31 protein-coding genes and 4 pseudogenes are annotated in these 24,720 nt (G+C 30.5%); 18 read left to right on the top strand and 17 right to left on the bottom strand.

Going from position 1 to position 24,720, the window contains the following annotated elements; all coding sequences use genetic code 11:
• The 8 genes from B3C16_RS09820 to B3C16_RS09785 all read left to right on the top strand — a co-directional run.
• Positions 1 to 1,099 (top strand): RHS repeat domain-containing protein (locus tag B3C16_RS09820; protein WP_291131272.1); only part of this gene is annotated, 1,099 nt, incomplete at its 5' end.
• Between the two features lie 3 nt (positions 1,100 to 1,102).
• Complete coding sequence (locus tag B3C16_RS09815; protein ID WP_291131270.1) at positions 1,103 to 1,531, top strand: hypothetical protein; 429 nt, start codon at positions 1,103 to 1,105, stop codon at positions 1,529 to 1,531.
• A gap of 73 nt (positions 1,532 to 1,604) precedes the next feature.
• Entirely contained in the window at positions 1,605 to 2,711 is a 1,107-nt protein-coding gene (locus B3C16_RS09810; protein WP_349680457.1) for an RHS repeat-associated core domain-containing protein, read from the top strand.
• A gap of 4 nt (positions 2,712 to 2,715) precedes the next feature.
• Positions 2,716 to 3,015 carry a hypothetical protein gene (locus B3C16_RS09805; RefSeq protein WP_291131268.1) on the top strand — a complete coding sequence of 100 codons (300 nt, stop codon included), beginning with the start codon at positions 2,716 to 2,718 and terminating at the stop codon, positions 3,013 to 3,015.
• Between the two features lie 470 nt (positions 3,016 to 3,485).
• Entirely contained in the window at positions 3,486 to 3,977 is a 492-nt protein-coding gene (locus tag B3C16_RS09800; RefSeq protein WP_291131266.1) for a hypothetical protein, read from the top strand.
• Between the two features lie 72 nt (positions 3,978 to 4,049).
• Positions 4,050 to 4,364 carry a hypothetical protein gene (locus B3C16_RS09795; RefSeq protein ID WP_291131264.1) on the top strand — a complete coding sequence of 105 codons (315 nt, stop codon included), beginning with the start codon at positions 4,050 to 4,052 and terminating at the stop codon, positions 4,362 to 4,364.
• Between the two features lie 77 nt (positions 4,365 to 4,441).
• Complete coding sequence (locus B3C16_RS09790) at positions 4,442 to 4,588, top strand: hypothetical protein (protein WP_291131262.1); 147 nt, start codon at positions 4,442 to 4,444, stop codon at positions 4,586 to 4,588.
• Positions 4,589 to 4,591: 3 nt separating this feature from the next.
• Entirely contained in the window at positions 4,592 to 5,071 is a 480-nt protein-coding gene (locus tag B3C16_RS09785; protein ID WP_291131260.1) for a hypothetical protein, read from the top strand.
• Between the two features lie 40 nt (positions 5,072 to 5,111).
• Here the strand turns inward: B3C16_RS09785 and B3C16_RS09780 are convergent, their stop codons facing one another.
• The 9 genes and pseudogenes from B3C16_RS09780 to B3C16_RS09740 all read right to left on the bottom strand — a co-directional run bounded on the left by B3C16_RS09780 (position 5,112) and on the right by B3C16_RS09740 (position 10,883).
• Positions 5,112 to 6,155: a tyrosine-type recombinase/integrase gene (locus B3C16_RS09780; protein ID WP_291131258.1), complete on the bottom strand. Its 1,044-nt coding sequence runs from the start codon at positions 6,153 to 6,155 to the stop codon at positions 5,112 to 5,114.
• A gap of 118 nt (positions 6,156 to 6,273) precedes the next feature.
• Positions 6,274 to 6,417: a hypothetical protein gene (locus B3C16_RS09775; protein WP_291131256.1), complete on the bottom strand. Its 144-nt coding sequence runs from the start codon at positions 6,415 to 6,417 to the stop codon at positions 6,274 to 6,276.
• A 227-nt stretch (positions 6,418 to 6,644) separates the two neighbouring features.
• Entirely contained in the window at positions 6,645 to 7,199 is a 555-nt protein-coding gene (locus tag B3C16_RS09770) for a hypothetical protein (protein WP_291131254.1), read from the bottom strand.
• Entirely contained in the window at positions 7,189 to 8,241 is a 1,053-nt protein-coding gene (locus tag B3C16_RS09765) for an RHS repeat domain-containing protein (RefSeq protein WP_291131252.1), read from the bottom strand. The genes B3C16_RS09770 and B3C16_RS09765 overlap by 11 nt, the downstream gene beginning before the upstream one ends.
• A 129-nt stretch (positions 8,242 to 8,370) precedes the next feature.
• The gene (locus B3C16_RS09760; protein ID WP_291131250.1) at positions 8,371 to 8,844 is read right to left on the bottom strand and encodes a hypothetical protein; all 474 of its coding nucleotides are present in this window, start codon (positions 8,842 to 8,844) and stop codon (positions 8,371 to 8,373) included.
• Positions 8,845 to 8,849: 5 nt separating this feature from the next.
• The gene (locus tag B3C16_RS09755; RefSeq protein ID WP_291131249.1) at positions 8,850 to 9,347 is read right to left on the bottom strand and encodes a hypothetical protein; all 498 of its coding nucleotides are present in this window, start codon (positions 9,345 to 9,347) and stop codon (positions 8,850 to 8,852) included.
• Between the two features lie 3 nt (positions 9,348 to 9,350).
• Positions 9,351 to 9,689, bottom strand: coding sequence for an AHH domain-containing protein (locus B3C16_RS09750; protein ID WP_291131276.1), 339 nt, complete (start codon positions 9,687 to 9,689; stop codon positions 9,351 to 9,353).
• A 474-nt stretch (positions 9,690 to 10,163) separates the two neighbouring features.
• Positions 10,164 to 10,385, bottom strand: a pseudogene (locus B3C16_RS09745) (RHS repeat-associated core domain-containing protein); the annotation flags it as partial.
• A gap of 207 nt (positions 10,386 to 10,592) precedes the next feature.
• Positions 10,593 to 10,883, bottom strand: coding sequence for a hypothetical protein (locus B3C16_RS09740; protein ID WP_291131247.1), 291 nt, complete (start codon positions 10,881 to 10,883; stop codon positions 10,593 to 10,595).
• Between the two features lie 663 nt (positions 10,884 to 11,546).
• On the opposite strand from B3C16_RS09740, the gene B3C16_RS09735 reads away from it, so the two are divergent.
• Together B3C16_RS09735 and B3C16_RS09730 are read left to right on the top strand one after the other, a co-directional pair.
• Entirely contained in the window at positions 11,547 to 12,005 is a 459-nt protein-coding gene (locus B3C16_RS09735; protein ID WP_291131245.1) for a hypothetical protein, read from the top strand.
• A gap of 23 nt (positions 12,006 to 12,028) precedes the next feature.
• Positions 12,029 to 12,376 (top strand): hypothetical protein, encoded by a 348-nt coding sequence (locus B3C16_RS09730; RefSeq protein ID WP_291131243.1) that lies wholly within the window; start codon positions 12,029 to 12,031, stop codon positions 12,374 to 12,376.
• Positions 12,377 to 12,396: 20 nt separating this feature from the next.
• On the opposite strand, the pseudogene B3C16_RS09725 reads toward B3C16_RS09730, so the two are convergent.
• From B3C16_RS09725 to B3C16_RS09690, 8 genes and pseudogenes are all read right to left on the bottom strand, one after another.
• Positions 12,397 to 13,368 (bottom strand): annotated as a pseudogene (locus tag B3C16_RS09725) (hypothetical protein); the annotation flags it as partial.
• 164 nt (positions 13,369 to 13,532) lie between these two features.
• On the bottom strand, positions 13,533 to 14,027 hold the full coding sequence (locus B3C16_RS09720) for a hypothetical protein (RefSeq protein ID WP_291131241.1): 495 nt from the start codon (positions 14,025 to 14,027) through the stop codon (positions 13,533 to 13,535).
• A 2-nt stretch (positions 14,028 to 14,029) separates the two neighbouring features.
• Positions 14,030 to 14,347: a hypothetical protein gene (locus B3C16_RS09715; RefSeq protein WP_291131239.1), complete on the bottom strand. Its 318-nt coding sequence runs from the start codon at positions 14,345 to 14,347 to the stop codon at positions 14,030 to 14,032.
• Between the two features lie 9 nt (positions 14,348 to 14,356).
• Positions 14,357 to 15,457: pseudogene (locus tag B3C16_RS09710) on the bottom strand (RHS repeat-associated core domain-containing protein); the annotation flags it as partial.
• 175 nt (positions 15,458 to 15,632) lie between these two features.
• Complete coding sequence (locus B3C16_RS09705) at positions 15,633 to 16,142, bottom strand: hypothetical protein (RefSeq protein WP_291131237.1); 510 nt, start codon at positions 16,140 to 16,142, stop codon at positions 15,633 to 15,635.
• An 83-nt stretch (positions 16,143 to 16,225) separates the two neighbouring features.
• Positions 16,226 to 16,711, bottom strand: a complete 486-nt coding sequence (locus tag B3C16_RS09700; protein WP_291131235.1) for a hypothetical protein — start codon at positions 16,709 to 16,711, stop codon at positions 16,226 to 16,228.
• Between the two features lie 3 nt (positions 16,712 to 16,714).
• Positions 16,715 to 17,473, bottom strand: a complete 759-nt coding sequence (locus B3C16_RS09695) for a polymorphic toxin-type HINT domain-containing protein (RefSeq protein WP_291131274.1) — start codon at positions 17,471 to 17,473, stop codon at positions 16,715 to 16,717.
• 468 nt (positions 17,474 to 17,941) lie between these two features.
• Positions 17,942 to 18,166: pseudogene (locus B3C16_RS09690) on the bottom strand (RHS repeat-associated core domain-containing protein); the annotation flags it as partial.
• A 199-nt stretch (positions 18,167 to 18,365) separates the two neighbouring features.
• Here B3C16_RS09690 and B3C16_RS09685 point away from each other — a divergent pair.
• The 8 genes from B3C16_RS09685 to B3C16_RS09650 all read left to right on the top strand — a co-directional run bounded on the left by B3C16_RS09685 (position 18,366) and on the right by B3C16_RS09650 (position 24,720).
• Complete coding sequence (locus tag B3C16_RS09685; protein ID WP_291131233.1) at positions 18,366 to 19,127, top strand: toxin-antitoxin system YwqK family antitoxin; 762 nt, start codon at positions 18,366 to 18,368, stop codon at positions 19,125 to 19,127.
• Positions 19,111 to 20,322 (top strand): hypothetical protein, encoded by a 1,212-nt coding sequence (locus B3C16_RS09680; protein ID WP_291131231.1) that lies wholly within the window; start codon positions 19,111 to 19,113, stop codon positions 20,320 to 20,322. Before B3C16_RS09685 ends, B3C16_RS09680 begins: the two co-directional genes overlap by 17 nt.
• Positions 20,297 to 20,638, top strand: a complete 342-nt coding sequence (locus B3C16_RS09675) for a hypothetical protein (RefSeq protein WP_291131229.1) — start codon at positions 20,297 to 20,299, stop codon at positions 20,636 to 20,638. The genes B3C16_RS09680 and B3C16_RS09675 overlap by 26 nt, the downstream gene beginning before the upstream one ends.
• The gene (locus tag B3C16_RS09670) at positions 20,631 to 21,116 is read left to right on the top strand and encodes a hypothetical protein (protein ID WP_291131228.1); all 486 of its coding nucleotides are present in this window, start codon (positions 20,631 to 20,633) and stop codon (positions 21,114 to 21,116) included. Before B3C16_RS09675 ends, B3C16_RS09670 begins: the two co-directional genes overlap by 8 nt.
• Entirely contained in the window at positions 21,117 to 22,235 is a 1,119-nt protein-coding gene (locus tag B3C16_RS09665) for a type II secretion system F family protein (protein WP_291131226.1), read from the top strand.
• Between the two features lie 162 nt (positions 22,236 to 22,397).
• Positions 22,398 to 22,832 carry a type IV pilin protein gene (locus B3C16_RS09660; protein ID WP_291131224.1) on the top strand — a complete coding sequence of 145 codons (435 nt, stop codon included), beginning with the start codon at positions 22,398 to 22,400 and terminating at the stop codon, positions 22,830 to 22,832.
• A gap of 181 nt (positions 22,833 to 23,013) precedes the next feature.
• The gene (locus B3C16_RS09655; protein WP_291131222.1) at positions 23,014 to 23,316 is read left to right on the top strand and encodes a hypothetical protein; all 303 of its coding nucleotides are present in this window, start codon (positions 23,014 to 23,016) and stop codon (positions 23,314 to 23,316) included.
• Entirely contained in the window at positions 23,317 to 24,720 is a 1,404-nt protein-coding gene (locus tag B3C16_RS09650; RefSeq protein ID WP_291131220.1) for a GspE/PulE family protein, read from the top strand.

Genomic DNA, 24,720 nt, shown 5'->3' with positions numbered 1-24,720 from the left:
AAAGTGCATAGACTATTATCCTTTCGGAAGCCTAGTCCCAAGACGCCATGGCTCCACTGATAGGTACCGTTATGGCTTTAATGGAATGGAAAAAGATGATGAAGTTAAAGGAGAAGGAAACAGCATAAATTATGAGGCAAGAATGTTAGATACCAGAGTAGGTAGATTTTTATCACTTGACCCTTTAGCTACAGTTTATCCTGAATTAACACCTTACCAATTTGCTAGTAATACTCCTATTCAGGCTATAGATTTAGATGGGCTTGAACAGTATCACTACACTTTAAATTTTGACAAAAAAGGGAAGGCATCAGTAAATCTAACACATGAAACTCACTTTACATATGAACATTGGAGGTGGGGTAAGTCAAAAATATTCGGTATTAATGTGCCAGTTCCGGAGAGTTATAGAACTGAAGACCATAAGTGGGTAGTTCATACAGGAATAGTTCACGAAGGTTTAACACCGGATAACAGTCAAATTTATAGAATGGAGCTTTCACGACAGTTTGATTCTAAAAAAGAAATGGACGCTTGGCTTGCTAATGTAACACCTGCTAAGTTAAAGGAAGTTGAACAAAATTATACTACATTAGATAAACTGGGACATTATTTGTATATCATACAAGATGTTTATAGAGATTCAAGGCCTGGAGGCGGGAGTGGAACAAAAAAATCAATAGTCAAGAGTGGGAATGCACCTAAGCAATTGATTAAAAATAAATTGCCTGTAAGCCGAGATGGTAAACTTTTGGGGTCAATTCAAAATGGAAATGTCAAAATGTATGGAAAAACTCAAGCAAATGGTAATTTTGATTTCATTGTAACTGAGAAAGGTGACGTTTTATTGGGGAGAAAGCATTCTTTTATGTCGGGTGGTTCTGATGTACAGGCTGCAGGAATATTGAAAATGAGAAATGGTAAAATTGTTAATATAGATAACAATTCAGGGCATTATACTCCAAACTTGGAAGAAGCTAAAAATTTCAAGGAAATATTAAAAAAGAATGGAGTTGATGTTAGCAATGCACATCTAAAAGTTTACGATGAAAATGGAAATACCATTCATCACGAAGTACCTAAAGATTATAATAATTAAAAAATGGAGGAATTACTTTTTTTATCAAAAGACAAGAGCACAACGTTTTCTTTAGAACATAGGGAGATATGTTATTTGTATTCCTACCTTCTGAGATTTTCCGAAAAGTATAAGATTGAATTATTCAATGGAGATTTTTTATTTGAAAATGAAACTCTTTTTTTATTAAAAGAATTAATCAAAAACGCATTACTTGAATTAATTAAAGATGTATATGTTAGACCTTTGGACAAAGACATTTCAAAACATTCAACGAGATATGAAAGATTTATTTTAGAAGATAAAAAATACATTGTAAATTATACAACTTCAGTATCGGGAAGATTGATTTACGTTCTTTATTTAAGATATCAATTTATTTCTTCTGAAATGGACAAAACTGATGGTGGTGTTTATTTGAGGCTAAAGAAGAACGATTATACTTATTGGTAATAAAATAAATATAACCACAAAATATAGGCTAAAAAATTGTGTTTTTAGTTGTATTCACTCCACGTTCTTATAAATAATCCCATACCCTTTCGGAAGCCTAGTCCCAAGACGTCATGGCTCTAATGATTCCTACCGTTACGGCTTCCAAGGACAGGAAAAAGATGATGAGATTAAAGGGGAAGGGAATTCATTGAATTACACTTTTAGGATGCATGATCCGAGAGTGGGACGGTTTTTTGCGGTGGATCCGTTGGATAAACAATATCCTTTTTATTCGCCATATCAATTTAGTGGCAATAGGTTAATTGATATGGTCGAATTAGAGGGTTTAGAACCAGCAGAAGCTGGTAATAGAGAAGGTCAAAAAGGAGATGCTTTTGATTATAATCTCATATCTGACAATCCAGGAGATATATTAAAATTTTCCTTTAGCAATCAAACATGGACTTGGCATGCAGGAACAAAGACTACTACTGCTGGCTGGAAAACAGCAGATGAGTATAAACAAACTGTAATGCCCTTTGCTATCGATTTGGCTCAGTCGCAAGGTTGGAGTTATGGACTTCGTTGGGAAGATGCTAAACTTTTAATAAATAACCCTGGTGAACCAAGTAATAAGATATCGGAAGAAACAAATAATTTCTTGACATCTAGACCAGCACTCGATGCCAATCTAATTTCAGAATTAACACAACTTGGAGCGAGTCAAATAAATTCTTTTAATAAAGCTCGTTATTTTTCGGCTACTGGGAATGCTGAACAAATGGATTTCTCTTCTCCTATATTTGGAATGGGTGTTGGAACCGGAATAAGAGGATTAGCTACTGGGAGTAAAAAAACTATTGATATATTTAGAGCCGTTAGTGCAGAAGAATTAATTGATGTAAGTTCCAACAGTTTTAGATTGATAGAAGGAGGGTATGGGACAGGAAAACTTTTTACAACATCATCTCAGAATGCAACAAATTATGGTAGGTTATTTTATCAGTCTGAAACGAGTGCGAAGCCGTTCTTTATTTTAAAAACTTCAATTCAAACGAAATATGAAGCTCAATTGTTTAGAACAGAGATGGATTTAATGGACGCGATTTCTGTTCCTGAAAATCTTCTAAAGAAATTAAACAAAACAAGTGTTATAGATGAAATGCCAATTCCTAATCATCCATGGATAAAAAAATAATCTTATGACATACAATCTTTTATTTGAAATAACTTTTGATAAAAAAAGTAAAAGGAAACAGCCTATTAGAAATAATTATCGCCCAGGGTTTGAAATTAATAAAAATTCATTTTTTTCAGGGACTATTCGACTCATTGATACAGAAAGTTTATTGCCAGGAGAGACCTGCAATGCTATTGTTGGGTTCTTTTCCAATGAACCATTCAAAGATCTTAAAAAAGAAGATGTTTTAGATTTTTACGAAGTTCCAAATAAAATAGGAACATCAAAATTAATTGAAGTTATAGGATGGGGTGATTTATAATTTCCGAAAAAATTAAATGCGACTAGAAGATTTAAGTTTATCAGATTCGAAAATACCCGATAGCGCATTCTATGATAAAAATCAACTTCAAAACAAATTTAGCAATATAACGTCCAAATCATTGTCCAAGACTGCATAAACCCTATGGCTCGGATTTGCAATCCACGGTGTATTTAAAACAGATAATGTCATTGGAACAATTGATGTAGCTTGGAGTAAAGTCAAAGCAGTAGACCCAAAGAAGTGGGATAAAAATCTCGGAGTTGGAAGTACTGAAACAATTGACAGTATTACAAGGTCTATTACAAAAGTCAATAATGAAATTTATGAATCATTTACAGTTGATTTGAAGAAAGTAGTAGGTTATGAAGGAGGTAATTTAGGTTCTGGTGTAGACTTAACAAAAGTATTAATCTCGGTTAAAAAGAATACCAGCGAAGTAATAACTGCATTTCCAACAAAATAAATATATGAATTTCGAAATAAAATTAAATACTTCTAATACAAATCATGATTTACATTCAGATATATTAGTTTCATTTCAAGGTATTAATGATAATGAAATAATAGATAGTTATTATTTTTTTGATGGTATTAATTCCTCTTCAAAAGAGAATTATTATCAGAATTTAGGATTTAAATTAATTGAAAAAATCAAAAGTTGGATTAAAGAAATAGATAAGGATAATCTATCAAAGGATAATTTATTTGTTATTGACATTTCAGATGAATATATAGGAGCTTTCAGGCTTTATATTACAGATGAACTTGGTAACAGATTAAGTTATGGTATAATTAGAAACCCCATTACTTTTGAAATTAGAGATTTCATAAATGAGTTTGAAGCAAATTCATTTGTAGAACTATATGTTATAAATCCTCAAATTTCTATATCTGACTTTAAAGACAATTTAAAATCTTCTATAGATTTAATACTACATCAAATTAATGATATAAACTAATTTATTTCAGTTTCGCGTACCAGAGTTAAACGATATAAACCGTCTATTACATCAAAACCAAACTAAGTTAAAATGATTTATAGCCAAGAATTTAAAGAAAAAGTCAATTATGTTAATATAGAGATTAATAAATTTATTGAAATTACTGAGAAACAAAATGCAAAAGATCAATTATTATATGCGTTTCGTGAAGGGCTAGCTGAGTTAAATAAATTTATTATATCAGATAAGGTAATGGATGAAAAATTTATTCTTAGATGGGATTTAATTTTTGGTCAATCATTTAGATCATTTGAAGGTCACCCTTTTTTAGATAATTTAGAAGAAATACATAAGAGATACATACAGTTTATTCAATGTAAATCATCTATTAATTTAAAATATTGAATGCAGAAGAAAGAATATTAGTTAAATATAAATAGATTATTTTCAGGTTTGTATTAGCTATAAAGAGATGAATTAGATTGGTTTCAGATCCAACTGATCCAATAAATTTATTTATCAATAAAAAAGACGCCTCTGGTGGTCTAACCATGTTTGGTCGAGAAGTAGAATATTTAACAAAAGAAAAAGGTTATAAAATTAATGGCGCTAATGCAGTAAAAGAATAGTTTATGGGATTTACTACACAAGTTTTAAACATATTTTCTAAAAAAATTCAGGAATACAATCTAAAAGTTGATCATGAAAGTGAGTATTCTGTCTTTTTAAAATTTAATAAATTTGAAATTAATATTTATAAGGAGTATTCAAATGTTTTCGCTGAAATAATTGATAATAAAGATGAAAAGTATGATTTAGGATTGCTATACTCATTAGTTTTAAAATTAAATTTTAATACCTATAATGATGTTTTAGATACCGAAGAAAAAAACAGGCAGCAATTAAATAACTATTTAGAGATTATCTCGGTCATCTTAAAAGATATTGGTGCAGGAAATTTTGAGTGGAAAAATAAGTATGCAAAATATTACACTGATTTGAGGTATATCCAATTCAAAATGGGAAGTAAATTTTCATTTAATCATCCCATTTACAACAAATTTATCAGCAATGACTTAACATGGAAGATAGATTTAGAAAATGGAGTATAGTACATTAAATAAGACATCAAGTAGGTTCAAACAAGCTAAATCAATAACTCTCCAACTTACTATGCACCTTGTCTATTTCCCTATCGATATAGACTTGAGCGTAGTGCACATATCTGTTAAAAGAACTACTGGCAGTGCTATGACCACTTATCTTTCTAACAAGGTGCTCCGGCATACCAAGAATTAAAAGTGTTGTTATAGCGGTTCTACGCATCATATGCGAACTCATTTTATCACAAAAGCGGTCTTTACTATCTTTAGTAGATTTAATTTGTTTGGCAACTCCTTGCTTTTCACGTGATATTTCTATGGGTGTGGTGAACTCTGCCAATTCCCCAATTTGTTTTAGACTTTTATTAAAATTAAATAAGGTTATACCCCCAAATAATGATTTCTTTGTGTTTTTGGATAGGTACCTTTGTACAATCAATACAGCATAGTTAGGTAACTTTATGGAACTGCTTGTTTTTGTTTTCTTAGATTTTAATCTCAAATACCAATCTTCACCCGACTGCTCTAAGTTTTTGTTAGTCAGTAAAAAAATATCAGAATAACGTAATCCTGTAGTACAACCAAAAACAAATATGTCTTTAATCTTCCGTAGACCGGGCGTTAATTTCTCCTCAAATTCCTTATCGTGAATTAAGAACTTCAATTGTTCCGGAGATAAAACCAAAATATCAATTTCTTCCTTCCTTACATAAAATTGTTTATGAAAATCTCCGGTATAGATATCTTTCTCCAGTTTTAAATAATTAAAAAAGACTCTGATTATTTTTATCGTAGCGCCAACATAGTTGTCATAACATCCCCTTTTATACAAGAACTCTGTGAAGTTTTTGTAAAATTTTTTCCAATAATTTTTCTCAGATAATAATTCCTTCTTTGTGAGTTTTAAAATATCGCATACTCTAAGTTCTGTTTGAGTTTCTTCACTATATAAAATTAGATTTCTTAGTACGTAAGTATAGTTGTCAATAGAGCTTTTAGTGATTCGCTCTCCATTCTTCTTTAATCGTTTACCCGACTCTGATTCTTTAATAAATTGTTTGAATAAAGGGATTAGTGGTTTGACCTTTTTCATGTTGCGGTTTTTCCCAAAAATACGTGAAATGTTGTAAAATAAAAAAACTACAATTCTAAAAGTTGTAGTTTTTTTCTTAATTGTTTACCAGACGAAAGGATTTGTGTGGGATTAGGGCTTAACCTTTCCAATATTTGATGATTTCATTCTTATCAAAATTGGGACTCCATTCAGAAACATTAATCTTGCCAAACAAAAAGTAGCTTGTTAAATCGACTAATTTCAAATTATCTAAAAACCAATTGCTTTCTGTAGATTCCATCCTGAAATCTTCGTAGTAGACATAAATGGCAAACCATCTTTAATCCATTGTTCCAGATATTTGATAAATGTATTATCTCCATAGTTTAACTCATCAATTCCAAACTCAAAGGTCAAACATTGCACGTGTCCTTCGAAAGACTACAAATTTATCAATTTCGCCCGTATCCATAAAAATAGGCATTATTCATTATATTTTCCATATTACTTTTTAATTAATTACGTCTGCTATTGGGTTAGTTCAATTAATTCGGTTTTTCCTAAATTTTGAAATCTATTTATCAAATCAGCTTCATTCAAAAAATTAGAGGTTTGTATAATATTTCCGTCATGACCACAAGTCGATATTAAAAATTCCCCATCTGACAAAGTTAATTTAATTCCGTGAGGATTAAATTCCTTTTCATCAGGGATATTTAAAAACTCTATTCGAATAATCTCTTTACCAATTAAATTTCCTAAGCTTTTGGAGGGGCATATTTTAAAAGTTTCGCGTACAAGAGGCATTGATTCTGCTTGCTCATCTGACATCCAAAAGTGCATTCTGTTCTCAAAATCGGAAAAATCATACATGGGTTCTGACTTTTCCTCCCTAATTACACACGACCATTGATTTTTATCAGTGGCCAAAGTGAATGCCACTCCATTATCTAATTCGAGATTAATTTCAATATCAGAATTTTCTAATTTTTCTTCATAAACCGGCGGGAATACTGATAAAATAGCGCCAGCTATTCGCCTGCCTTTCAATTCCATGTAACTATTTAAAATACTACTTTTCATTTGATGGAGCTTTAACTGCTGTAGCAGCGTTATATTTTTTATTGCCAGATACACCTTTTCCAGCAGTAACAAAGTTCCCCGTTTTATTGTCTTTCACCATATAATCATTGCCTTTTTTATAGAACGTTACATCATCAAATGTGTCATCCCATTTACCAATTCTTATTTCATCAGCATTTTTCGCAAAATTCGATGCTGCTTCCTGAAGTTCTGGAATCATTTTTTGTAATTCCTGAGCCGATTTATCTAATCCAAATACATCAGCATGTTTAATTAGATGCCCTTTTGTATTCTTCGCACCAAATTCAACACTTTTACTTATCGCACTTTTGAATGAAGAAATCGAATATTTACCTGCTTCAAAATCTTTAGCAGCCTTAATTCCATAAGTTTTTACATTAAACGCCCAATTCTTCATTTGTTTTACAGAAGAACCAGAAGCGAATTTTCTACCTTCTACGATAACATCTTTAGCAAATTTTTTCCCACCTTTCTTTGCAATTTGTTCTAAAGCATCTATTGGATCCATTATCACGGGAATACCTGTCATTTCTTCAAAGGCATATTCTGCTCCTTCCTCGGCTATATAAGTCCCAACAGCAACTATTCCGAAAGCTGAAATAGAAGCAGCTCCAACACCTAAACCGCACACTGTTAAAACAACTACTTTATTTTCTTTGATTATATTATTAAAATTCTGTGTTTTTTGTACTGTAGTTAGACCAAAGTCCAATTTATTAGTTAAGGAGCTTTCTAGTCCTTCCAACTCTACTGCATCTATTACCCTATTCTCAGAAAAAGCATACGGTGAATTCCAGGGATAATCACTAAATAACGGATCAATAGCAAAAAACCTACCTACTCTCGGATCATGCATCCTAAAAGTGTAATTCAAAGAATTCCCTTCTCCTTTAATTTCATCATCTTTTTCCTGTCCTTGAAAGCCGTAACGGTAGCTATCAGTGGAGCCATGACGTCTTGGGACTAGGCTTCCAAAAGAATATGTAAAATATTTGTAAGAACGTAAGGTAAATATAAGCAAAAACTACAACCTTTTGGTTGTAGTTTTTTGTATTAACTTGAAAATGATTTGTAAAAGAAAATTAGTCTCTACTATCTACACTGTAATTATATTTAATCGAAATGTGTACTATAGTCATATAAGCGAAAGCTATTTATATCCTAGTGAACTGAGTTCTTTTTGAATTTCTCTTCGTAAACTACTACCAAATCTTTTCCCAATCTCGTATATTTTTTTAGTCACCTCCGGTTTAGGTTTATATGCATGTAGTCCATATCGGTCTATTGAAATAACTAAATCGTTAATTTCATTCATGGTATAGTTCTCTTTAAAAACCATCTTCAATTCAGATAGATATGTAGCGCTTAAATTTACTTTGACATTTTTCCAAATTTCAACAGGTACAACAGGTTTTTGCTTTGCCATGTCATCAGTTATTTGATTTAGTATGATATCTGTTTGTTCTCTTATTTTTAACTTTTCTAATAATATATCATACTTATCCGAATTTTGCGAATATATATTTAAACTAAAAAACAACATTGCAACTAAAAATAATCTCATTTTTTCATTTTTTAGCTTACTCATTTCTACATATAATTCAACTCTAGTCGTAAATTTCATTGACACTATAATTTATCAAAAGACATACCTGTCAAGTTATTCGCCTCAATCTTTATTTTAACCAATTCCGAAACAAAAAAAACTCCTGTTATCGAATCGTCAAATCCTTGGAAATGAAAGTTTTTTACTTTGTTTAGACTATCACTGAAGTCACTTTCGTTAAAACCTGCCGTTTTTCTAAAGTGTAAAATAAAGTATTCTTCTGAAAGTTTCTTTTCCTTACAAAATAAATTAATAGAATAGAAGAATGTGTTATCATCTTTGAATTCATCTAAAATATATTTTAATTTTTTAGATACTATTCTCCATGGATTTATACACATTTGTAAATCTGCAAACACCCCTTTCTCAAGGTAAAATTTATATTTATTTATCTCTTCAGTAGGGAAAGGTTTGTTATAGGCTATTAAATGCAAATCAGCATCTGGAAGAGTTTCAACTAAACCAAATATTCCCTTCTTTTTTGCATAATCATTACTAAATAAAACTCTATAGTAGTTCATAGTTTATTCTCCAATTATCTTGGTTGTTTTATGTAAAATTTCTTGATTCTCTTGGACATATTTTGTAATTTCCTTTTCAAATTCTTTTAAGAAAACCTCTTTGTCTCCATTAGCTTTTTCATCGATTTTCAATAACCTCTTGTACATCTCCTGATGATACGAATCGGGATGCATGCCCTTATGATGAACTTTAACAATATTAAAACTTTTTTTAACATCCAATCCATATCTTTTTAAAACTTTATTGAAAGTTTTACCCCATGCTCCATATTTTGTCAACAAATGGTGTTTTTGAAGCGGTAAATCCACTAATCTACCCCACACACCACTTTTTTGAACCATAGTTCTTTCCAGCTTGTTAACTGCCAAGAGTTTTTTACTAGCATTAATAGAAAACTTGCCTGTCTTTACTAATAAGTTTGCTTCTTCAACGCCAACAAGTGCTAATATCACTTCAAACACAAGCTTACCGTGTTGATAACCTGCAACTTCAACTCCTTTAGCGAAAGAAATATCACCTACCCAGTCACCCAAGAGTTCTTTAACTTCGCTATACATTTTATTTCTTGCTTCCCCATCGGAAAGAACGCTAATAACAGCCTTACCTTGCTTATATGTATTTTTATAATTGTCAACTGCTCCGTCGAAATCGTATACAAATCTAAAAGGATGAAAACTCAAGTTTTTTTCAACTAAATCTGTGGCACCTACTCCGGTATCCCATAATCCATCTATTACACCTGCCATAAATGCAATATTATACCCTTTTCCTTCCCAAAGCCACTTAGGTATTATAGGTCCTCTTCCATCTTCGTCAATTAAAAGGATTGGGTTGTTAGCAGCAAACGCATATGGGGAAAAATCAGGGTATTTACGGGAGTCAGGATCTAGTGATATAAATCTTCCTACACGACCGTCATATATACTTCTACTTCCAAAGTCATAACTATTCCCTTCTCCTTTAATTTCATTATCTTTCTCCATTCCATTAAACCCGTAACGGAAGCTATCAGTATTTCCATGGCGTCTTGGTACTAGGCTTCCGAAAGAATATGAAAATCATTAGTAAGAACGTGGAGTAAATATAAATAAAAAACTACAACTTTTAAAGTTGTAGTTTAATGTTACATCTGTAAATAGTATTTAATTTTATTAAAATATAGCTAATACAAAACTGAAAATAATCTATTTATATTTAACTAATATTCTTTCTTCTACATTCAATATTTTAAATTAATAGATGATTTACATTGAATAAACTGTATGTATATCTTTATGTATTTCTTCTAAATTATGTAAAAAAGGGTGACCTTCAAATGATCTAAATGATTGACCAAAAATTAAATCCCATCTACGAATAAATTTTTCATCCATTACCTTATCTGATATAATAAATTTATTTAACTCAGCTAACCCCTCACGAAACGCATATAATAATTGATCTTTTGCATTTTGTTTCTCAATAATTTCAATAAATTTATCAATTTCTATTTGAGCACAATCAATTTTGTTTTGAAATTCTAAGCTATATATCATTGTTAAATTAATTTGGGGTTACAGTTGGATTTTGTTGTTTTACTTCTGGTGCACAAATGTTATATTTAAGAACCCGTATACCTTGTCATGATTTTCTAGGTATTCATCTCGATAACAAGCAAATATAATTTAAACAATCATTAGTTTACTTATTAGAATTAAACGTATAATTTCTGTTTAAATGTTTACTTTAAAAATGTTAATGCTCGAGGGCTGGAGCTTTAAAATTGTTTATAAGTTTTAATTTCAACCTTTATATCTTTAAATTAATCTTAAATATAATAGACAAATTTTATAATTGTTTTTTTTTAGTTGATTTGGTGTTATACTTTTACCGAATACTGAAATATACTATCATGTATAACTTTTTAGAGTTTTTTATGTTGACATTTGATAAGATACAAGCAATTAAATGAATCCGTTAGTGTAGTCTATCGTTGTGAATTTGATAAATGACACCATCAATTGATGTCTCCTAAAAATTAGCCGAACTACTTAATACTTGTTGGTCAGTTGCTAAATGAAAAAAGATAATGGCGAAATTTTTAACAATTAAGATATGTTAAGAAAATTTTAAGAGATGACCCGTTTAAAGAAGAAGATAAAAAAGTACATTCTTTATACTCGCGATGCCTTGATTAAAAATTAAAAGAAAATAATAAAATGAAGATATTAAAAATATTTTTAGCATTTTTTATAGTATTACTTACAGGATGCTCAAACTTAAATAAAAACAATAGTAAGCATACTTCCTTACAATCAATTGAGGGAAAATGGATTGTAACAGACGTTATTTTTAAAGGGAATGCGTATAATGTAACACCCCCTAAAGGAATAAATATCTATAGTTTCTTTGGAGCAGAAGCATGGAAAAATGCAGAAGGAAAACATTTTAGTTTTGAAGAAAACAACACATGGAATACTGATATAATTGCTACTGAGAAAATGATTAATTTAAACACAAAATATAATTTTGATAAAAATTTATATTTATTTTGTCTTTTAAATACAGAAAACCAATTTGAGTTTGAAATAAAACTTAGTTCCCTTACAGAAAAAAAGATGACTTGGGATTTAAATAGTTATATTGAAATAAATTTTACTAAAGAAAAAATGAAGTGATTAATTATTTTAAAAAATATATAATGTCCGTTGTAAAAATATTGGGGCTTTATCAAGATATACCATACTACAAGTTAAAATCGCTTTATTTGATTTTAGTTATCCTTTTACCTTTTACCCCTACTTTCATTTATTCAAGAAAAGAAAGCAATACTTCATCAAGTATTACTCTTCTATTTTTTCTTTTTACTTATATATTAATTACAGTAATTATCGGCAATTATCTTGCAAAAGTTGGAAAAAAATGGAAACAAAATGAATATGACAAACTTAATATAGAACTAGTAGTTTTAAGATTCTTATTTATACAAGCAATATACGCAATTTGTGTTTTTTTAAGCTTTTATGCAATTATAAAAATTAATGCATAAAAGCTTAAAATTCTTCTTTGCTAGTTATTATCTTTTTCTTCTGTTTTTAAATCGGGTGACGGAACAGCACTAGTTGGATCAACTTTTAAATTTTGGTGTTGCCAGTCTTGATAGCTTTTTGTCCTTAAATCTTTCCTTTGCTTATTAGTTAAATTAGGATGCGTTTCTTTAGTTATCGTGCCTTTTGAAAGTTTTCGAAAGGCGTTCCAATTACCTTTTCCTGGTTTTAATCTAAAATTTACTTCCACAGGAGTAGGCAAATAATTCAAAGGATCTGTCAATTGGTCTACCGTGTGGTCTACTAGTACCTTAACTTGCTCTTCTGTTGAACCAGAAACCCATTCTCCTGTATCATCATTCCATTTTCCAACACCATATGCATTGTAGTTATTAACATTATATAGAGTTGGGCTAAATTCATAATCGGAAGACAAAGCATCCAATAAATTATCTGCTGCAACTTCTCCTAAATCAACTTTTTCTTTTATTTTATCAGCACCAACAACATATTTCAATTCGTAGGTGTAGTTTTTAGGTTTTTCCCTATTTGAATAAAGATTATAATAAGCTCCATTGTTATGAACAATACCTACATAATTTCCTTTATTTGGGCCATCCTTGATCTCGTGCAATGTTACAATTTGATTATGAATTTTTCTGATATAATATGTAGAATTTAAATCTATATTATACCATTTACTAGCAGATATCAAGGTTGATCCTGTCATATCCCATATTTCATTAGCAGGAACTTTTTCTAATCCTTCTAACTCCAATGAAGCAATTACATCATTTTCGCTAAATGCATAAGGGCTATTGTGCGGATACTTAGCTGTCAAAGGATCTACAGCAAAGAATCTACCTATTCGCGGGTCATGCATTCTATATTTGTAATTCAGTGAATTACCTTCACCCTTAATCTCATCATCTTTCTCCTGTGCTTGGAACCCGTAACGGTAGCTATCAGTGGAGCCATGACGTCTAGGGACTAGGCTTCCGAAAGAATATGAAAATTATTTGTAAGAACATAAGGTAAATATAAACAAAGCTACAACTAAAATGGCTGTAGCTTTGTTTGTCAATTATTAAAAATAAAACTTTAGGTAATTCTTATTCACATAAGTACTTATATCGTTAAAGTTCATCGGTGATTACATTACATAACATTATAATTGACCCCTCCAAATATATAATTATTAAAATCTAACTCACAGAATCTAAAAAATTTTTTGCAATATTCATTTGTCTCCATAAAAGCATAGTTATCTCCCTTTATAAATCCATTTTGATTATACATCTTAAGCTTTTCTAAAACTTTAACAAAATAATCTAATCCTTTTTTATCATTTTCAATTCGTATTTTAAAAGTATATCCAATCAATTTATCAGCTCTAAAAGTTAATTCATAAACTATTATTCTTTTTTTATTTAGTATATTTTTTTCCTCCTGAAATATTAAAAATTTATTACCGTTTGTTAAGTGTTTTTTTTCAAAGTTAAGTTTAGAATTCAATATGATTTGATAATCTGAACCTAATTCAAAGTCTCTAACTCCAATTTCTTTAAAAAAAACATTACATTCATCTACTTGCATATTATTTGAATATGCAAAGCATGTTATTAACGTTATTGCTAAAAATATTAATTTCATAATTAATTTAAAAAATCTAATTCGTAGTAGTAGGAAATAAAATTTTTATCATGCCAAATATAAACAAATCCTTTTAAGTATAATTTAATTCTAAGGGTGTCTTCATCAATATCCAACTTTGGACTAATTAACTTAATTGTTTTATTGTTGATTGTCGCTTCATAAATTACTACACAATAGCTAGAGCTTTTTTCTCCTTGAAATTTTTTACTTAAATTAAAATTTCTATCTAAATCAAAATAGTCATTATCAGTATTTGGAATGTGTCTATAATTTTTGATCATTAAAAATTCATAATTAACTTTCAGTTTGTTTTGCATAACATTACGCTATTTATTTGTTTTAGGCGTCTCAGCATTTTCATCACTCATAAATATGGTTTTAATTTCAACTTCATAATCAGTAAATTTAACTAACATTGCTTCTGTTGGATTTTCCTTATCTAGAGTCTTATAATTAACATCCATTAATTGTTTGTAATCTGTCACTTGTCCAGACATGTATGCCGCCATTGCAGTTGGTGTCAAACTCACTACTGAATAATTTTCTAATATCTTTAATTCAGATCTCTTTATAGATAAGTAACTAGAAGTATTCATTACACCGCCTTGAGTGACACTATTAATGAGATAGCTTTCAAAATATTGATTTGTCTCATCAATATATGTTTGTGCCTCTTTTTGTAAAATGCCAGTTGCTAATCCAACAAAAGGATTACCGACCAAACCTCCTACGGCTGAACTTAATATTGTTAATGCATCTGCCTCTCCTTTTTTGGCTGTACTGCTCATGAATGAAATTGCAGAAATGAAACTACCCAGTCTATCTCCAGCTTCGCCAGAGAGTTTGCCTAATTTCCCAAAAAGTTTACCTTTAAGAGCATCTATTTGATTAACCGGTTTAGTACTGAAATATTTATTTCCTATATCTTTCGCACAATAAAAATAAACTTTTTTACCTTCAATTAAGTCTTGTACAAATTTTGTTGCTAAACCTTGATAAATTTTTCCATTTGACCCCATTAAATATCCTTTCCCCAATTTTGTAAACGCAACGGAATAAGATAGAGAGTTAAAACCATCCTTACTTGATTTTAATAATTCTGTTAGATAAAGTCTTATTATCAATTTTTCACCTGAGGTGTTTTTTATTTCTGGATAATTCTCACCTCCTTTTACAGTTGCAATCAATTTCTCACCCCCCTCAAGTTCAACAAATGCAATTACAGAATTTTCGCTAAATGCATATGGGCTATTCCATGGATATGATTTTTCTAAAGGGTCAGTTGAAAAAAATCTTCCCACCCTGGGATCATGCATACGATAAGTATAATTTAAGCTGTTCCCTTCTCCCTTTATCTCATCATCTTTTTCCTGTGCTTGGAAGCCGTAACGGTAGCTGTCAGTGGAGCCATGACGTCTTGGGACTAGGCTTCCAAAAGAATATGAAAATCATTAGTAAGAACGTGGAGTAAATATAAATAAAAAACTACAACTTTTAAAGTTGTAGTTTTTTGTATTATTGAATTGATTTCACCTATAACTTAATTAATCTCGGTTTAGTTATAAAAAATATATTTTGGTGTAAACGGTTTTACAGGTTTGTTTATTTGATCTTAGAGTTTATTAAAATTGATAATTCTTTTCCCAATTCTTTACCAATATCATATAACTTTTGTTCTATTTTATTAGTTTTCATTTTATATTTATCCATTGTTTTTGAACTATACAACTTAATTAATTCTTTAATTTCAGCATCTGTATAATTTGTACCATATATGGTCTTTATTTTGTTTAAATAAATATCATAATTAATAGATTTTTCAATGCTGTTCCATGTCATAATTGATACATTTGGATACTTCTTCTTGTACATAACCATTACATCTTGAATCAATGATTCTGTAATTTCTCTTGTCCTATTAACTTTTAACAATTTCTCCACATTTTCATTTGATGCGGATTGAAAAGAAAATGATATTATTGCAAAGAACAATAGTACTACTTTATAAAACTTATTATTTAGATTCATCCCGTTATAAGGTTTTTTTTGATTTTGAAAATCCATACAAAATAGAAATAAACTCCCTTTTTTGTTCGTTTCAAATTGTAACATCTTATTCTATGTTTTTATGATTATATATTCTCCTAATTGATGCTCAAGTATAGCTTACCTATTGATGGCATCCATTGAATTCGCTAAACATTTTGCATAAAATCATTCCTCCATTTGATGTAATGGGAGTAGTTTAATTCTGTTAAGTTAAACAAAGTTACGATATCATTTATTTTATTAATTAATTCAACAATATGGTCTTTAAAGATTTCGATGCTGTATACATTTTCAATCACATTATCGTTACAAACAAACTTAGAAGTAATCATTTGATTGTCATTTAAATTAAAGATAAATTTATCATCTCCCCTTTCATAGAGAAGTAATATATATGCGTTATTGTAATCGCTAGAATTGACATATTTTATTAGACTTTCCAAAAAATCATATATTGATAGAAAATCATAGGCAAAATCAAACTTAACAAAATTTGTTTTGTCTTTAAAATAGAAAGAAGCAATTTGTTCTTTGTCAACTATTTTGAATAGTTTTAAAAAAAAATCTGAACTTTCGTCATAAGATTTAATTGTAAAACTATCGTTAGATTTCAATACATCAATTTTTAACATAACTTATTTTTTTGGAATTGCAGTTTTAATAAAATTATCTTTACCTTTTACTACTGTTACTTTTTTTGCCACAGTTGTTACGACTTTTCCTTCAACCTTCTCTAAAACTTGTCCTAATCCTTCAGGGAGGTCTATATCTATAGCCTCTCCAGGCTTTAAATTAACTATTTTACTGTAATTTTCTTCAGACATTAAAAAATCTGCTGCTTTTTGATTATCCAACCATTGACCCTGATTAGCATTACCTTTCTCAATCCTTCCTGTTAATGAAGTTAATATTTTCTTTCCTGCACCATGTGTCGTAAAAGTGTGTCCAAAAAGCTTACTGCTTTTCCAATTGCATGGAGTCCCATTATGAACAAGTATATTGGATTTAGAAACATAATAAGTATGATACTCATCCACTGTAAAGTTATATACTTTAAAGCTTCCTTCAACAAGTTCTATCTTTGTAATAGGCAATGAAGTTCCATCATATAAGGTTAAATTGTCGCCAACTTTTAGTTCATCAACTTTCAACCATTTTCCTCCAATAAAGAAAGGATGTTCATTTGTGGCTTCTAAAATTTCATTTCCAAAATAGATTTTATAAACTTGACTAAAGTCTCTACTAAATGTGTCAATTACTTTCTTTAGTTCTAATTCACCATTTTTTTCATTATAAGCCCAAACTTTATCACCAACTTTAATCTCCTCAATATTTTTATAACCTTCCTCAGCAAAAACTAAGGTACCCGCTGTAAAACAACCACATGGCTTCATTTGTTTAATAAGGGTCTTAGCATTCTTTTTGATGAGATCTAAGGTCTCTTTAGAAAATTTACCACTTTTACTAGCCAATTGCAATTCTTTGACTCCAACAAAAGAAGCAACAACTTCAAAAACCAGCTTTCCGTGAGTATATCCCGCAACATCCATCCCTTTTTTGCCGGTTGCGTCATCAATCCATGTTCCTATGCCTTCTTCAACAGCTTTCAAAAGATTTTCTCTGGCTGTATCATCAGTCAAAATAGTCACCATTGCTCTTGGTAAAGAAAGAGCTTCTTGTGTTTTCCTCCATTGATCTTTAGGGTCAGTAACCCAGTTTAGAGGATGCCAGTCAACTGCATGTTGTGCAACTCCTTCACCAGCATCCCACATACCGTCGATAAAGCCGGCTACAAAAGCTATATCATAAGCTTTTCCTTGCCACAACCACTTGGGAACGATTGGTCCTCGACCCATTTCATCAATAAGCACCAAAGGACTGTTAGCGGCAAAAAGATATGGTGAAAGATCAGAATATAATTTTTTGTCAGGATCTAAGCTTAAAAATCTTCCAATTCTCGAATCATAAAATCTTAAATCAAAAGCATAGCTATTTCCTTCCCCTTTAATCTCATCATCTTTTTCCTGTCCTTGGAAGCCGTAACGGTAGCTATCAGTGGAGCCATGACGTCTTGGGACTAGGCTTCCGAAAGGATAGTAATCCTTTTGGTTCTAAAACCAGTAATAGTAAGAACTTTTGAGCTATTGTAAAATCAACATTAAGTCGATATGTGGACAAAATTGTCAATTTTTATCAAATATAAAAATTTATTTTAAATCAGTAAATTCTTTGTTTTTTATTTTTTTATAAAGTTATATATTGCGTTACTTTTAAAATAACAGTATTGTGAAGACTAAAGGATTTAATTGGTTTCTGGGTAGTTTAATAGTTTTATCATTATTTTCTTTTCAGGAGCCCAAGCTTAAAAAGAGAATCACTGATAAGGAATTTAGATATGAGTTTTATGTGACTGATGCAGCACCGGAAATTAAATCGGAGCGAATTTATTATTGGTTTAAGGCCGGAGCGATTCATAACAGTGAATATGGCATTGCCGGAGAATTACTTGATGATACTTTTGAAAAATTTTACTTGAATAACCAATTGGCAGAAAAAGGAAGTTTCAACAGAGGTTTGCGCGTTGGTGTTTGGAAGACATGGTATTCAAATGGTGTTATGAAAACCAATGAGTATTGGGACGAAGGGAAAAAGAAAGGTATGAGTTTTTTGTATAGTGAGCAAGGTTTATTAATCGAAAAGGGTCGTTTTCGTTCCAATAGAAAGCATGGTAAATGGATAAATTACATCTCAAAAGATACCACATTATATAACTATGGTGAAAAGGTAGTGCCAAAACCAAAGAAAGTAAAAGAGAAGAAAACCGACGAGGAGGAGAAGCCAAGCTTTTTTAAAAGAATATTTACTAAAAAGGACAAGTCAAAATCAGAATCAAAAACAAATTCGAAAACCAATTTAAAAGGGGATAAATCAAAGTCTGGTAAAGAAGTAAAGTCATCTCAGAAAAAGGTGGAGTCCGGAGATAAGAAAGATGGTTTCTTTAAAAGATTGTTTTCTAAAAAGAAAAAGCCAAATGATAAGGGCCAATAGCCTGCTGTATGCAGTATATGTATGCCTGATTGTGGCTATAATTTGTAGTGCCTTGCTTTATTTTGCCAATCTCTACAATATGCTAAATCTTTTTTATAATACGTATGAGGAGTTGTATGTACAAAATGATTCGGCTCTGCATTATTTTCTTTCCAAAGGAGATCAAGATGCAGATGTATTGGAGTCTGAATCAGGTTTAGTTTCAAATTGTGAAATGAAGACGCATGGTTTATTAAAAATCGCTATTGTCAAAAGTAGCTTGAATGCCGATACTATTTCTTCGGCTCATTTTGTGGGACAGTATGCGAAGAACCCAATTGCAATATATCTTAGTAACTTTTCAAATTCGCTTTCTTACTCTGGAACGGTTAAACTCATAGGTGATAAAATGTTACCCTTCAAATTTATAGAAGATAAGTATATCAATAATGTTAAGAATATTTTGGTGTCGACCGGTAATGTGAATTTCTCAAAGAATCAGTTGCCTGAGGTTAGTTCAGATTACAAAAAGGGATTTAACATCACTAAATCAAAGTCTATAGCTTTCAAAGACATTGAGCGTACAGAAACTGGTGTTTATTTTAATTCATTCATGAATCAAACTCTTGAAATAAAAGTTGATTATGGTGAAATTGGTACTAAGGTAATCAAGGGTAATTTTATCGTAACTGCTAAAGATTCAGTACTAATTGATGAAAATGCTGTCTTAGAGGATGTAGTCGTTAAAGCACCTGTAATAAGAATCAGAAGAGGATTTAAAGGCGCAATTCAAGTTTTTGCCTCCAAAAAGATTATCATAGAGAATGATGTGGTTTTAAGTTATCCTTCTGTTGTATCAATATACAATGATACGAATGAGAAAAGTGAAATTTATTTGGGTGAAAACAGTAAAGTCTATGGTGCTATTGTATTATTTGGTAATTCATTAAACAAGATTGATTTAAACAAGATTGAACTTAGTGAAAACACATTACTGATAGGAGATTTATACTGTACCGGTAAGGTGATGATCAGCGGGTCAGTTTATGGGTCAGTCTATACTAATAGATTTTATAGCAAAACTAAATCTGCTACTTATGAAAATTGCATTATTAATACTGAAATAGATATTTCGAAAAGACCGGATTATTTTATTTCAATTCCTCTGTTTAAAGAAAAAAGTGAATCCCTTGGAACGATTAAAAAAATATTGTAATCTACCTGCTAATTCTATTTTAGAATCAGTAATTGCACTCTGTATAATTGCAGTTTGTCTGTATGTGGCTGTAATGGTATATGCACAAGTTTTTACTTCGAAAACTTCACCAAGGTTTTATAACACGAAAAATAAAATGGTTGAAATTTATTATTTATATCAAGTAAGTCCGGACAGTATATTATCTGCTGACAATGATAATCTGACTATTAAACAGGAATGGGAGAATAATCATTTGCAAGAGTTAAGTATAGAATACAGGGATTCATCGGGTGTAAAATTGAATAATACTTATTACATCCAAAAGAATGAATAAGCACTATACTTCAGTAAAAGCATTTTCGGTAATGGAAGCCGTGTTTAGTATGGTTATAATTGCTATTGTTATTGGGTTGGTATTTGTTGTTTTTTCAATATTATCAGAGCGGATGATTGATTTTAAAAATCAAAATCAGTTTGTAGCTGATCTGAACAGATTAACCTATGTTGTCAATAAGGATATTTTTGAGAATGAAAAGATGATGGTTAACGAGGAAGAAATTATTTTCAATGGTTATCAAGGAAAAGAGATTAAGTATAATTATAGTGAAGAATTTACAATTAGAATTAAAGAAGAATTCATAGATACTTTTAAAATTCCTTTGCGTGATTTGATTATTGATACTATTAAAAATAAGAACGAAAGAGTAGTTTATCAAAGGCTTAAATTGAATATAGAAGTCAACAAACAGCCTATGAAATTGAATTTTTTTAAAAAAGTATATCCGAATCAATTAATTGAAGCCGAGAAATAAATGGGAGTTGATTTAAAAAAATACAAAAAAGAAACTACTAAGCGTGATTTTAATTTTGATTTGAAATCGTTTAATAGTGCTAAAAAGCTATCTGATAAAAAAAAGGAGGTGTTCTACCGTGAATTGGGGATGCTTTTAAAATCGGGTGTTGATTTTAAAAAGGCTTTGGAAATTTTAAGTCACCAGGCCAAAACCAAGTTAGAGCAAAGTATTATTATTGATATTAAGGATAGGGTAGTGCTCGGGAAAAGTATTTGTGAGGCTATGATTGCCACCAATCAGTTTTCGCCTTATGAATATTATAGTGTTCAAATTGGAGAAGAGACTAGAAAGTTGGAGGAGGTGTTATTGGAATTGCAAAAATTTTTCAATCGAAAAATTCAGATGCGGAGACAGATTATCTCTGTACTGACTTATCCGAGTATCGTAATGCTTGTTACGATATCGGTTTTGTATTTTATGTTGAATAAGGTTGTGCCCATGTTTAGTTCAGTTTTTAAACAGTTTGGCAGTGAACTACCAAAGAGTACACAAATTATTATAAAGATATCTAATCATTCCGGTGCTATTTTCCTTGGTCTGTTGCTTTTTGTGATTGGGCTTATGGTTTTCCATTTTGTTTCAAAGGAGAAAGAATGGTATAGGGACTTTACTTCAAGAATGGTTTTGAAAATCCCATATTTTGGCAATCTGATTAAGAAGATTTATATTTCGAGGTTTTGCCAGTCGATGAAGCTTTTAACCACTTCTAAAACGTCTTTAATAACATCGCTTTCTCTTACTTCAAAAATGATTGGATTTTATCCGATTGAAAAATCAATAGAGCAAATTAAAGGTGATATTACGAAAGGAGTTACTTTGAGTGATAGTTTGAAAAAGCATGCTGTTTATGAAAACAAAATGGTTTCGATGATCGAAGTTGCTGAGCAGGTTAACCAACTTGATGTAATGTTTGAAAGATTGACAGAACAATATAATGAAGAAATTAGTCATCAAACTAAAATGATTGGCGTTGTATTGGAACCTATGATTATTATATTTATTGGAGTTATCGTTGGTGTAATCATGATTTCCATGTATGCTCCGATGTTTGATTTGAGTAAGATTATTAAAAATTAAATTTGAAAATATGATTTTTAATTAACTAAAGAAAAATCTTGTAGGTTTAAAAAAAATCTTTAATTTGTAGTCCAAATTTATTGATTCACAGGAAGTAGTATATTAAAGTGTTTAAAGCTATTTTTGTTCTTAAAGGATTTATTATTTTCAATTAATTACATTATGAAAAGGTCAGGAAAAATAATTGTCAATAAGTTGAAAAGCGCCATGGTTAGAGCGTATTCAATGACTGAAATATTGATAGTATTGTGTATTATCGGTATTATTCTTTTGATGGTCTTGCCTAATCAAACGGCGGTGATTAGTCAGGCTAAAGCTATTGAGGCACAAGCTATGCTCAATCAAGTTTATGGATTGCAAAAAAGCAATTTTTACCGATTCTCCAAATATTCATCCAGCTTGGAAGAGCTTGGTTTTGAACAAGAGTTGACTGTTGATGAAGGAGGGCAAGCGGTTTACAAGATTGAGATTATTGATGCCACAAATGATTCCTTTTTGGCAAGAGCAACCTCAGTGTCTGATTTGGATAGTGACGGTTCCTTTAATACATGGGAAATCGACAATAAGAAAATGTTAACCGAAGTAATAAAAGAATAGTTTGGTTTATATTTTAATTGGATTGGTTTCTTGTTTGGGCTTAGTCTTTTTTCAAGATTTGAAGTATAGAAAGATACATATAATTCTTCCCATATTACTATTCCTGTTGTCTTTAAAATCCTTTTATTCAAAACAAGGATTGAACTATATTGTTTACATAACAAATATTCTTTTCTTTTTAATGATAATATTGATTTTGGTGATTTATATGAGTGTAAAAAACAAACAGTTCCTAAATCCTTTTACCCATTATTTCGGATTGGGTGATTTGCTTTTTTTTATTGCAATATCACCTTTGTTTGTGACCTATAACTATATTTTATTCTTTATTATTTCTATGCTGTTTTCGATTGTTTTGCAATCTATTTTCAAAAAAGTCTTAAAAGATAAAACGGTTCCTTTAGCCGGTTTTTCAGCTTTATTACTATTGCTGGTTATTGCAAAGGATTTGGTTTTTAGTTTTAATAAATTGACGTTATTATAGATGCAAGAGATTATAATTTTACCCGAAAATCAACATTTGATTTCAAGTGATTTGGCCAATCATTACAAAGTGATTCCTTTGAGTGTTGATGATAACAGCATTACTTTTTATATAGATGACAGTATCAATCAAATTGATTATAAAGAAGAATTGGAATTACTGTTGGGAAAAGAAATTCATTTGACGCCAACAAATAGTAGTGAGATTGAAAAAGCCTTATCCCTTTATTACAGAAAAGACAGAGCTATTGAAAGTAAAAAATCATTAAATATTGATAACAATGATTTTTTGGAGAGTTTGATTCTTGAGGCGAAATCACTGAAGAGTAGTGATATTCATTTTGAGATATATGAATTAGATGCCAGAATTAGGTTTAGAATAGACGGACAGTTAATAGAAAGATATAAAGTAGACAAAGAAAACTACTTAGAGTTGGTTAACAAAGTAAAAATCAAATCTAAATTAAATATTACTGAAAAAAGACTTCCGCAAGATGGAAGAATAACCAATGAAACTTTTGATATTAGGGTTTCCATTCTTCCTACTTTGTTTGGAGAGAAGATAGTGATGCGTTTATTGGGAAATGATGCTTCTAATATTGATTTAAGTACGCTTGGGTTACAAGAGGAAGAGTTAAAATACTATTTGGAAGCCATTAAAAAGCCCAATGGTATAATTTTGATAAGCGGTCCAACTGGATCGGGTAAAACAACCACACTTTATGCAACTCTAAAGCTCTTAAATGATTCGGTTAGAAATATTGTTACTGTTGAAGATCCAATTGAGTATACTTTGAAAGGCATCAATCAGGTGCAGCTTAAAGAAGATATAGGATTGACGTTTGCTTCTGCTTTGAGATCGTTTCTTCGCCAAGACCCAGATATCATTATGCTTGGAGAGATCAGAGATTCTGAGACGGCCATGATGGCTATTAGGGCTTCATTAACTGGTCACTTGGTTTTATCGACGATACATACCAACTCGGCGGTTGGTACTATTTCTAGGTTGATAGATATGGGAATTCCTCCCTATTTGATTGCAGAAACGCTCAATATATCAGTAGCTCAAAGGTTGGTTAGAAAGTTATGTAGCCATTGTAAGCAAACTACAGCATTTAATAGTGATGATTTTCCGGAGAGTTATGAGATTCCCTATGCTATCAATACACTTTATAAGCCAAAGGGTTGTAACAAATGTTATCATACCGGTTATAGTGGACGAAGGGCGATATATGAGGTGTTGAGTATTGATTCAAGGACTACGAGTCGTATAAAAAACAATGAAATTTCAAGTATCTTTAGTGAGGAGAGTAAACACAAATCACTTTCAGATAAAGCGTTTGATATCCTATCCAATGGAGAAACCTCTTTGGAAGAGATTTATTCAATTTTAATAAATATTTAA

It is taken from the genome of Flavobacterium sp. UBA7682, assembly GCF_002482945.1.
In the GTDB taxonomy this organism is placed as follows: domain Bacteria; phylum Bacteroidota; class Bacteroidia; order Flavobacteriales; family Flavobacteriaceae; genus Flavobacterium.
This window is presented reverse-complemented; position numbering and strand designations above follow the sequence as displayed.

Bases quoted from the DNA above. Each gene is read 5' to 3' on its own strand.
- B3C16_RS09655 (WP_291131222.1), top strand. From the start codon at position 23,014: ATGATAATATTGATTTTGGTGATTTATATGAGTGTAAAAAACAAACAG.
- B3C16_RS09755 (WP_291131249.1), bottom strand. From the start codon at position 9,347: ATGAACTACTATAGAGTTTTATTTAGTAATGATTATGCAAAAAAGAAG.
- B3C16_RS09760 (WP_291131250.1), bottom strand. From the start codon at position 8,844: ATGAAATTTACGACTAGAGTTGAATTATATGTAGAAATGAGTAAGCTA.
- B3C16_RS09815 (WP_291131270.1), top strand. From the start codon at position 1,103: ATGGAGGAATTACTTTTTTTATCAAAAGACAAGAGCACAACGTTTTCT.
- B3C16_RS09800 (WP_291131266.1), top strand. From the start codon at position 3,486: ATGAATTTCGAAATAAAATTAAATACTTCTAATACAAATCATGATTTA.
- B3C16_RS09730 (WP_291131243.1), top strand. From the start codon at position 12,029: ATGTCCGTTGTAAAAATATTGGGGCTTTATCAAGATATACCATACTAC.
- B3C16_RS09700 (WP_291131235.1), bottom strand. From the start codon at position 16,711: ATGTTAAAAATTGATGTATTGAAATCTAACGATAGTTTTACAATTAAA.
- B3C16_RS09660 (WP_291131224.1), top strand. From the start codon at position 22,398: ATGAAAAGGTCAGGAAAAATAATTGTCAATAAGTTGAAAAGCGCCATG.
- B3C16_RS09805 (WP_291131268.1), top strand. From the start codon at position 2,716: ATGACATACAATCTTTTATTTGAAATAACTTTTGATAAAAAAAGTAAA.
- B3C16_RS09770 (WP_291131254.1), bottom strand. From the start codon at position 7,199: ATGAAAAGTAGTATTTTAAATAGTTACATGGAATTGAAAGGCAGGCGA.
- B3C16_RS09785 (WP_291131260.1), top strand. From the start codon at position 4,592: ATGGGATTTACTACACAAGTTTTAAACATATTTTCTAAAAAAATTCAG.
- B3C16_RS09715 (WP_291131239.1), bottom strand. From the start codon at position 14,347: ATGCAAAACAAACTGAAAGTTAATTATGAATTTTTAATGATCAAAAAT.
- B3C16_RS09705 (WP_291131237.1), bottom strand. From the start codon at position 16,142: ATGTTACAATTTGAAACGAACAAAAAAGGGAGTTTATTTCTATTTTGT.
- B3C16_RS09680 (WP_291131231.1), top strand. From the start codon at position 19,111: ATGATAAGGGCCAATAGCCTGCTGTATGCAGTATATGTATGCCTGATT.
- B3C16_RS09750 (WP_291131276.1), bottom strand. From the start codon at position 9,689: ATGGTTCAAAAAAGTGGTGTGTGGGGTAGATTAGTGGATTTACCGCTT.
- B3C16_RS09795 (WP_291131264.1), top strand. From the start codon at position 4,050: ATGATTTATAGCCAAGAATTTAAAGAAAAAGTCAATTATGTTAATATA.
- B3C16_RS09775 (WP_291131256.1), bottom strand. From the start codon at position 6,417: ATGGAATCTACAGAAAGCAATTGGTTTTTAGATAATTTGAAATTAGTC.
- B3C16_RS09650 (WP_291131220.1), top strand. From the start codon at position 23,317: ATGCAAGAGATTATAATTTTACCCGAAAATCAACATTTGATTTCAAGT.
- B3C16_RS09780 (WP_291131258.1), bottom strand. From the start codon at position 6,155: ATGAAAAAGGTCAAACCACTAATCCCTTTATTCAAACAATTTATTAAA.
- B3C16_RS09740 (WP_291131247.1), bottom strand. From the start codon at position 10,883: ATGATATATAGCTTAGAATTTCAAAACAAAATTGATTGTGCTCAAATA.
- B3C16_RS09735 (WP_291131245.1), top strand. From the start codon at position 11,547: ATGAAGATATTAAAAATATTTTTAGCATTTTTTATAGTATTACTTACA.
- B3C16_RS09665 (WP_291131226.1), top strand. From the start codon at position 21,117: ATGGGAGTTGATTTAAAAAAATACAAAAAAGAAACTACTAAGCGTGAT.
- B3C16_RS09670 (WP_291131228.1), top strand. From the start codon at position 20,631: ATGAATAAGCACTATACTTCAGTAAAAGCATTTTCGGTAATGGAAGCC.
- B3C16_RS09695 (WP_291131274.1), bottom strand. From the start codon at position 17,473: ATGAAGCCATGTGGTTGTTTTACAGCGGGTACCTTAGTTTTTGCTGAG.
- B3C16_RS09720 (WP_291131241.1), bottom strand. From the start codon at position 14,027: ATGAAATTAATATTTTTAGCAATAACGTTAATAACATGCTTTGCATAT.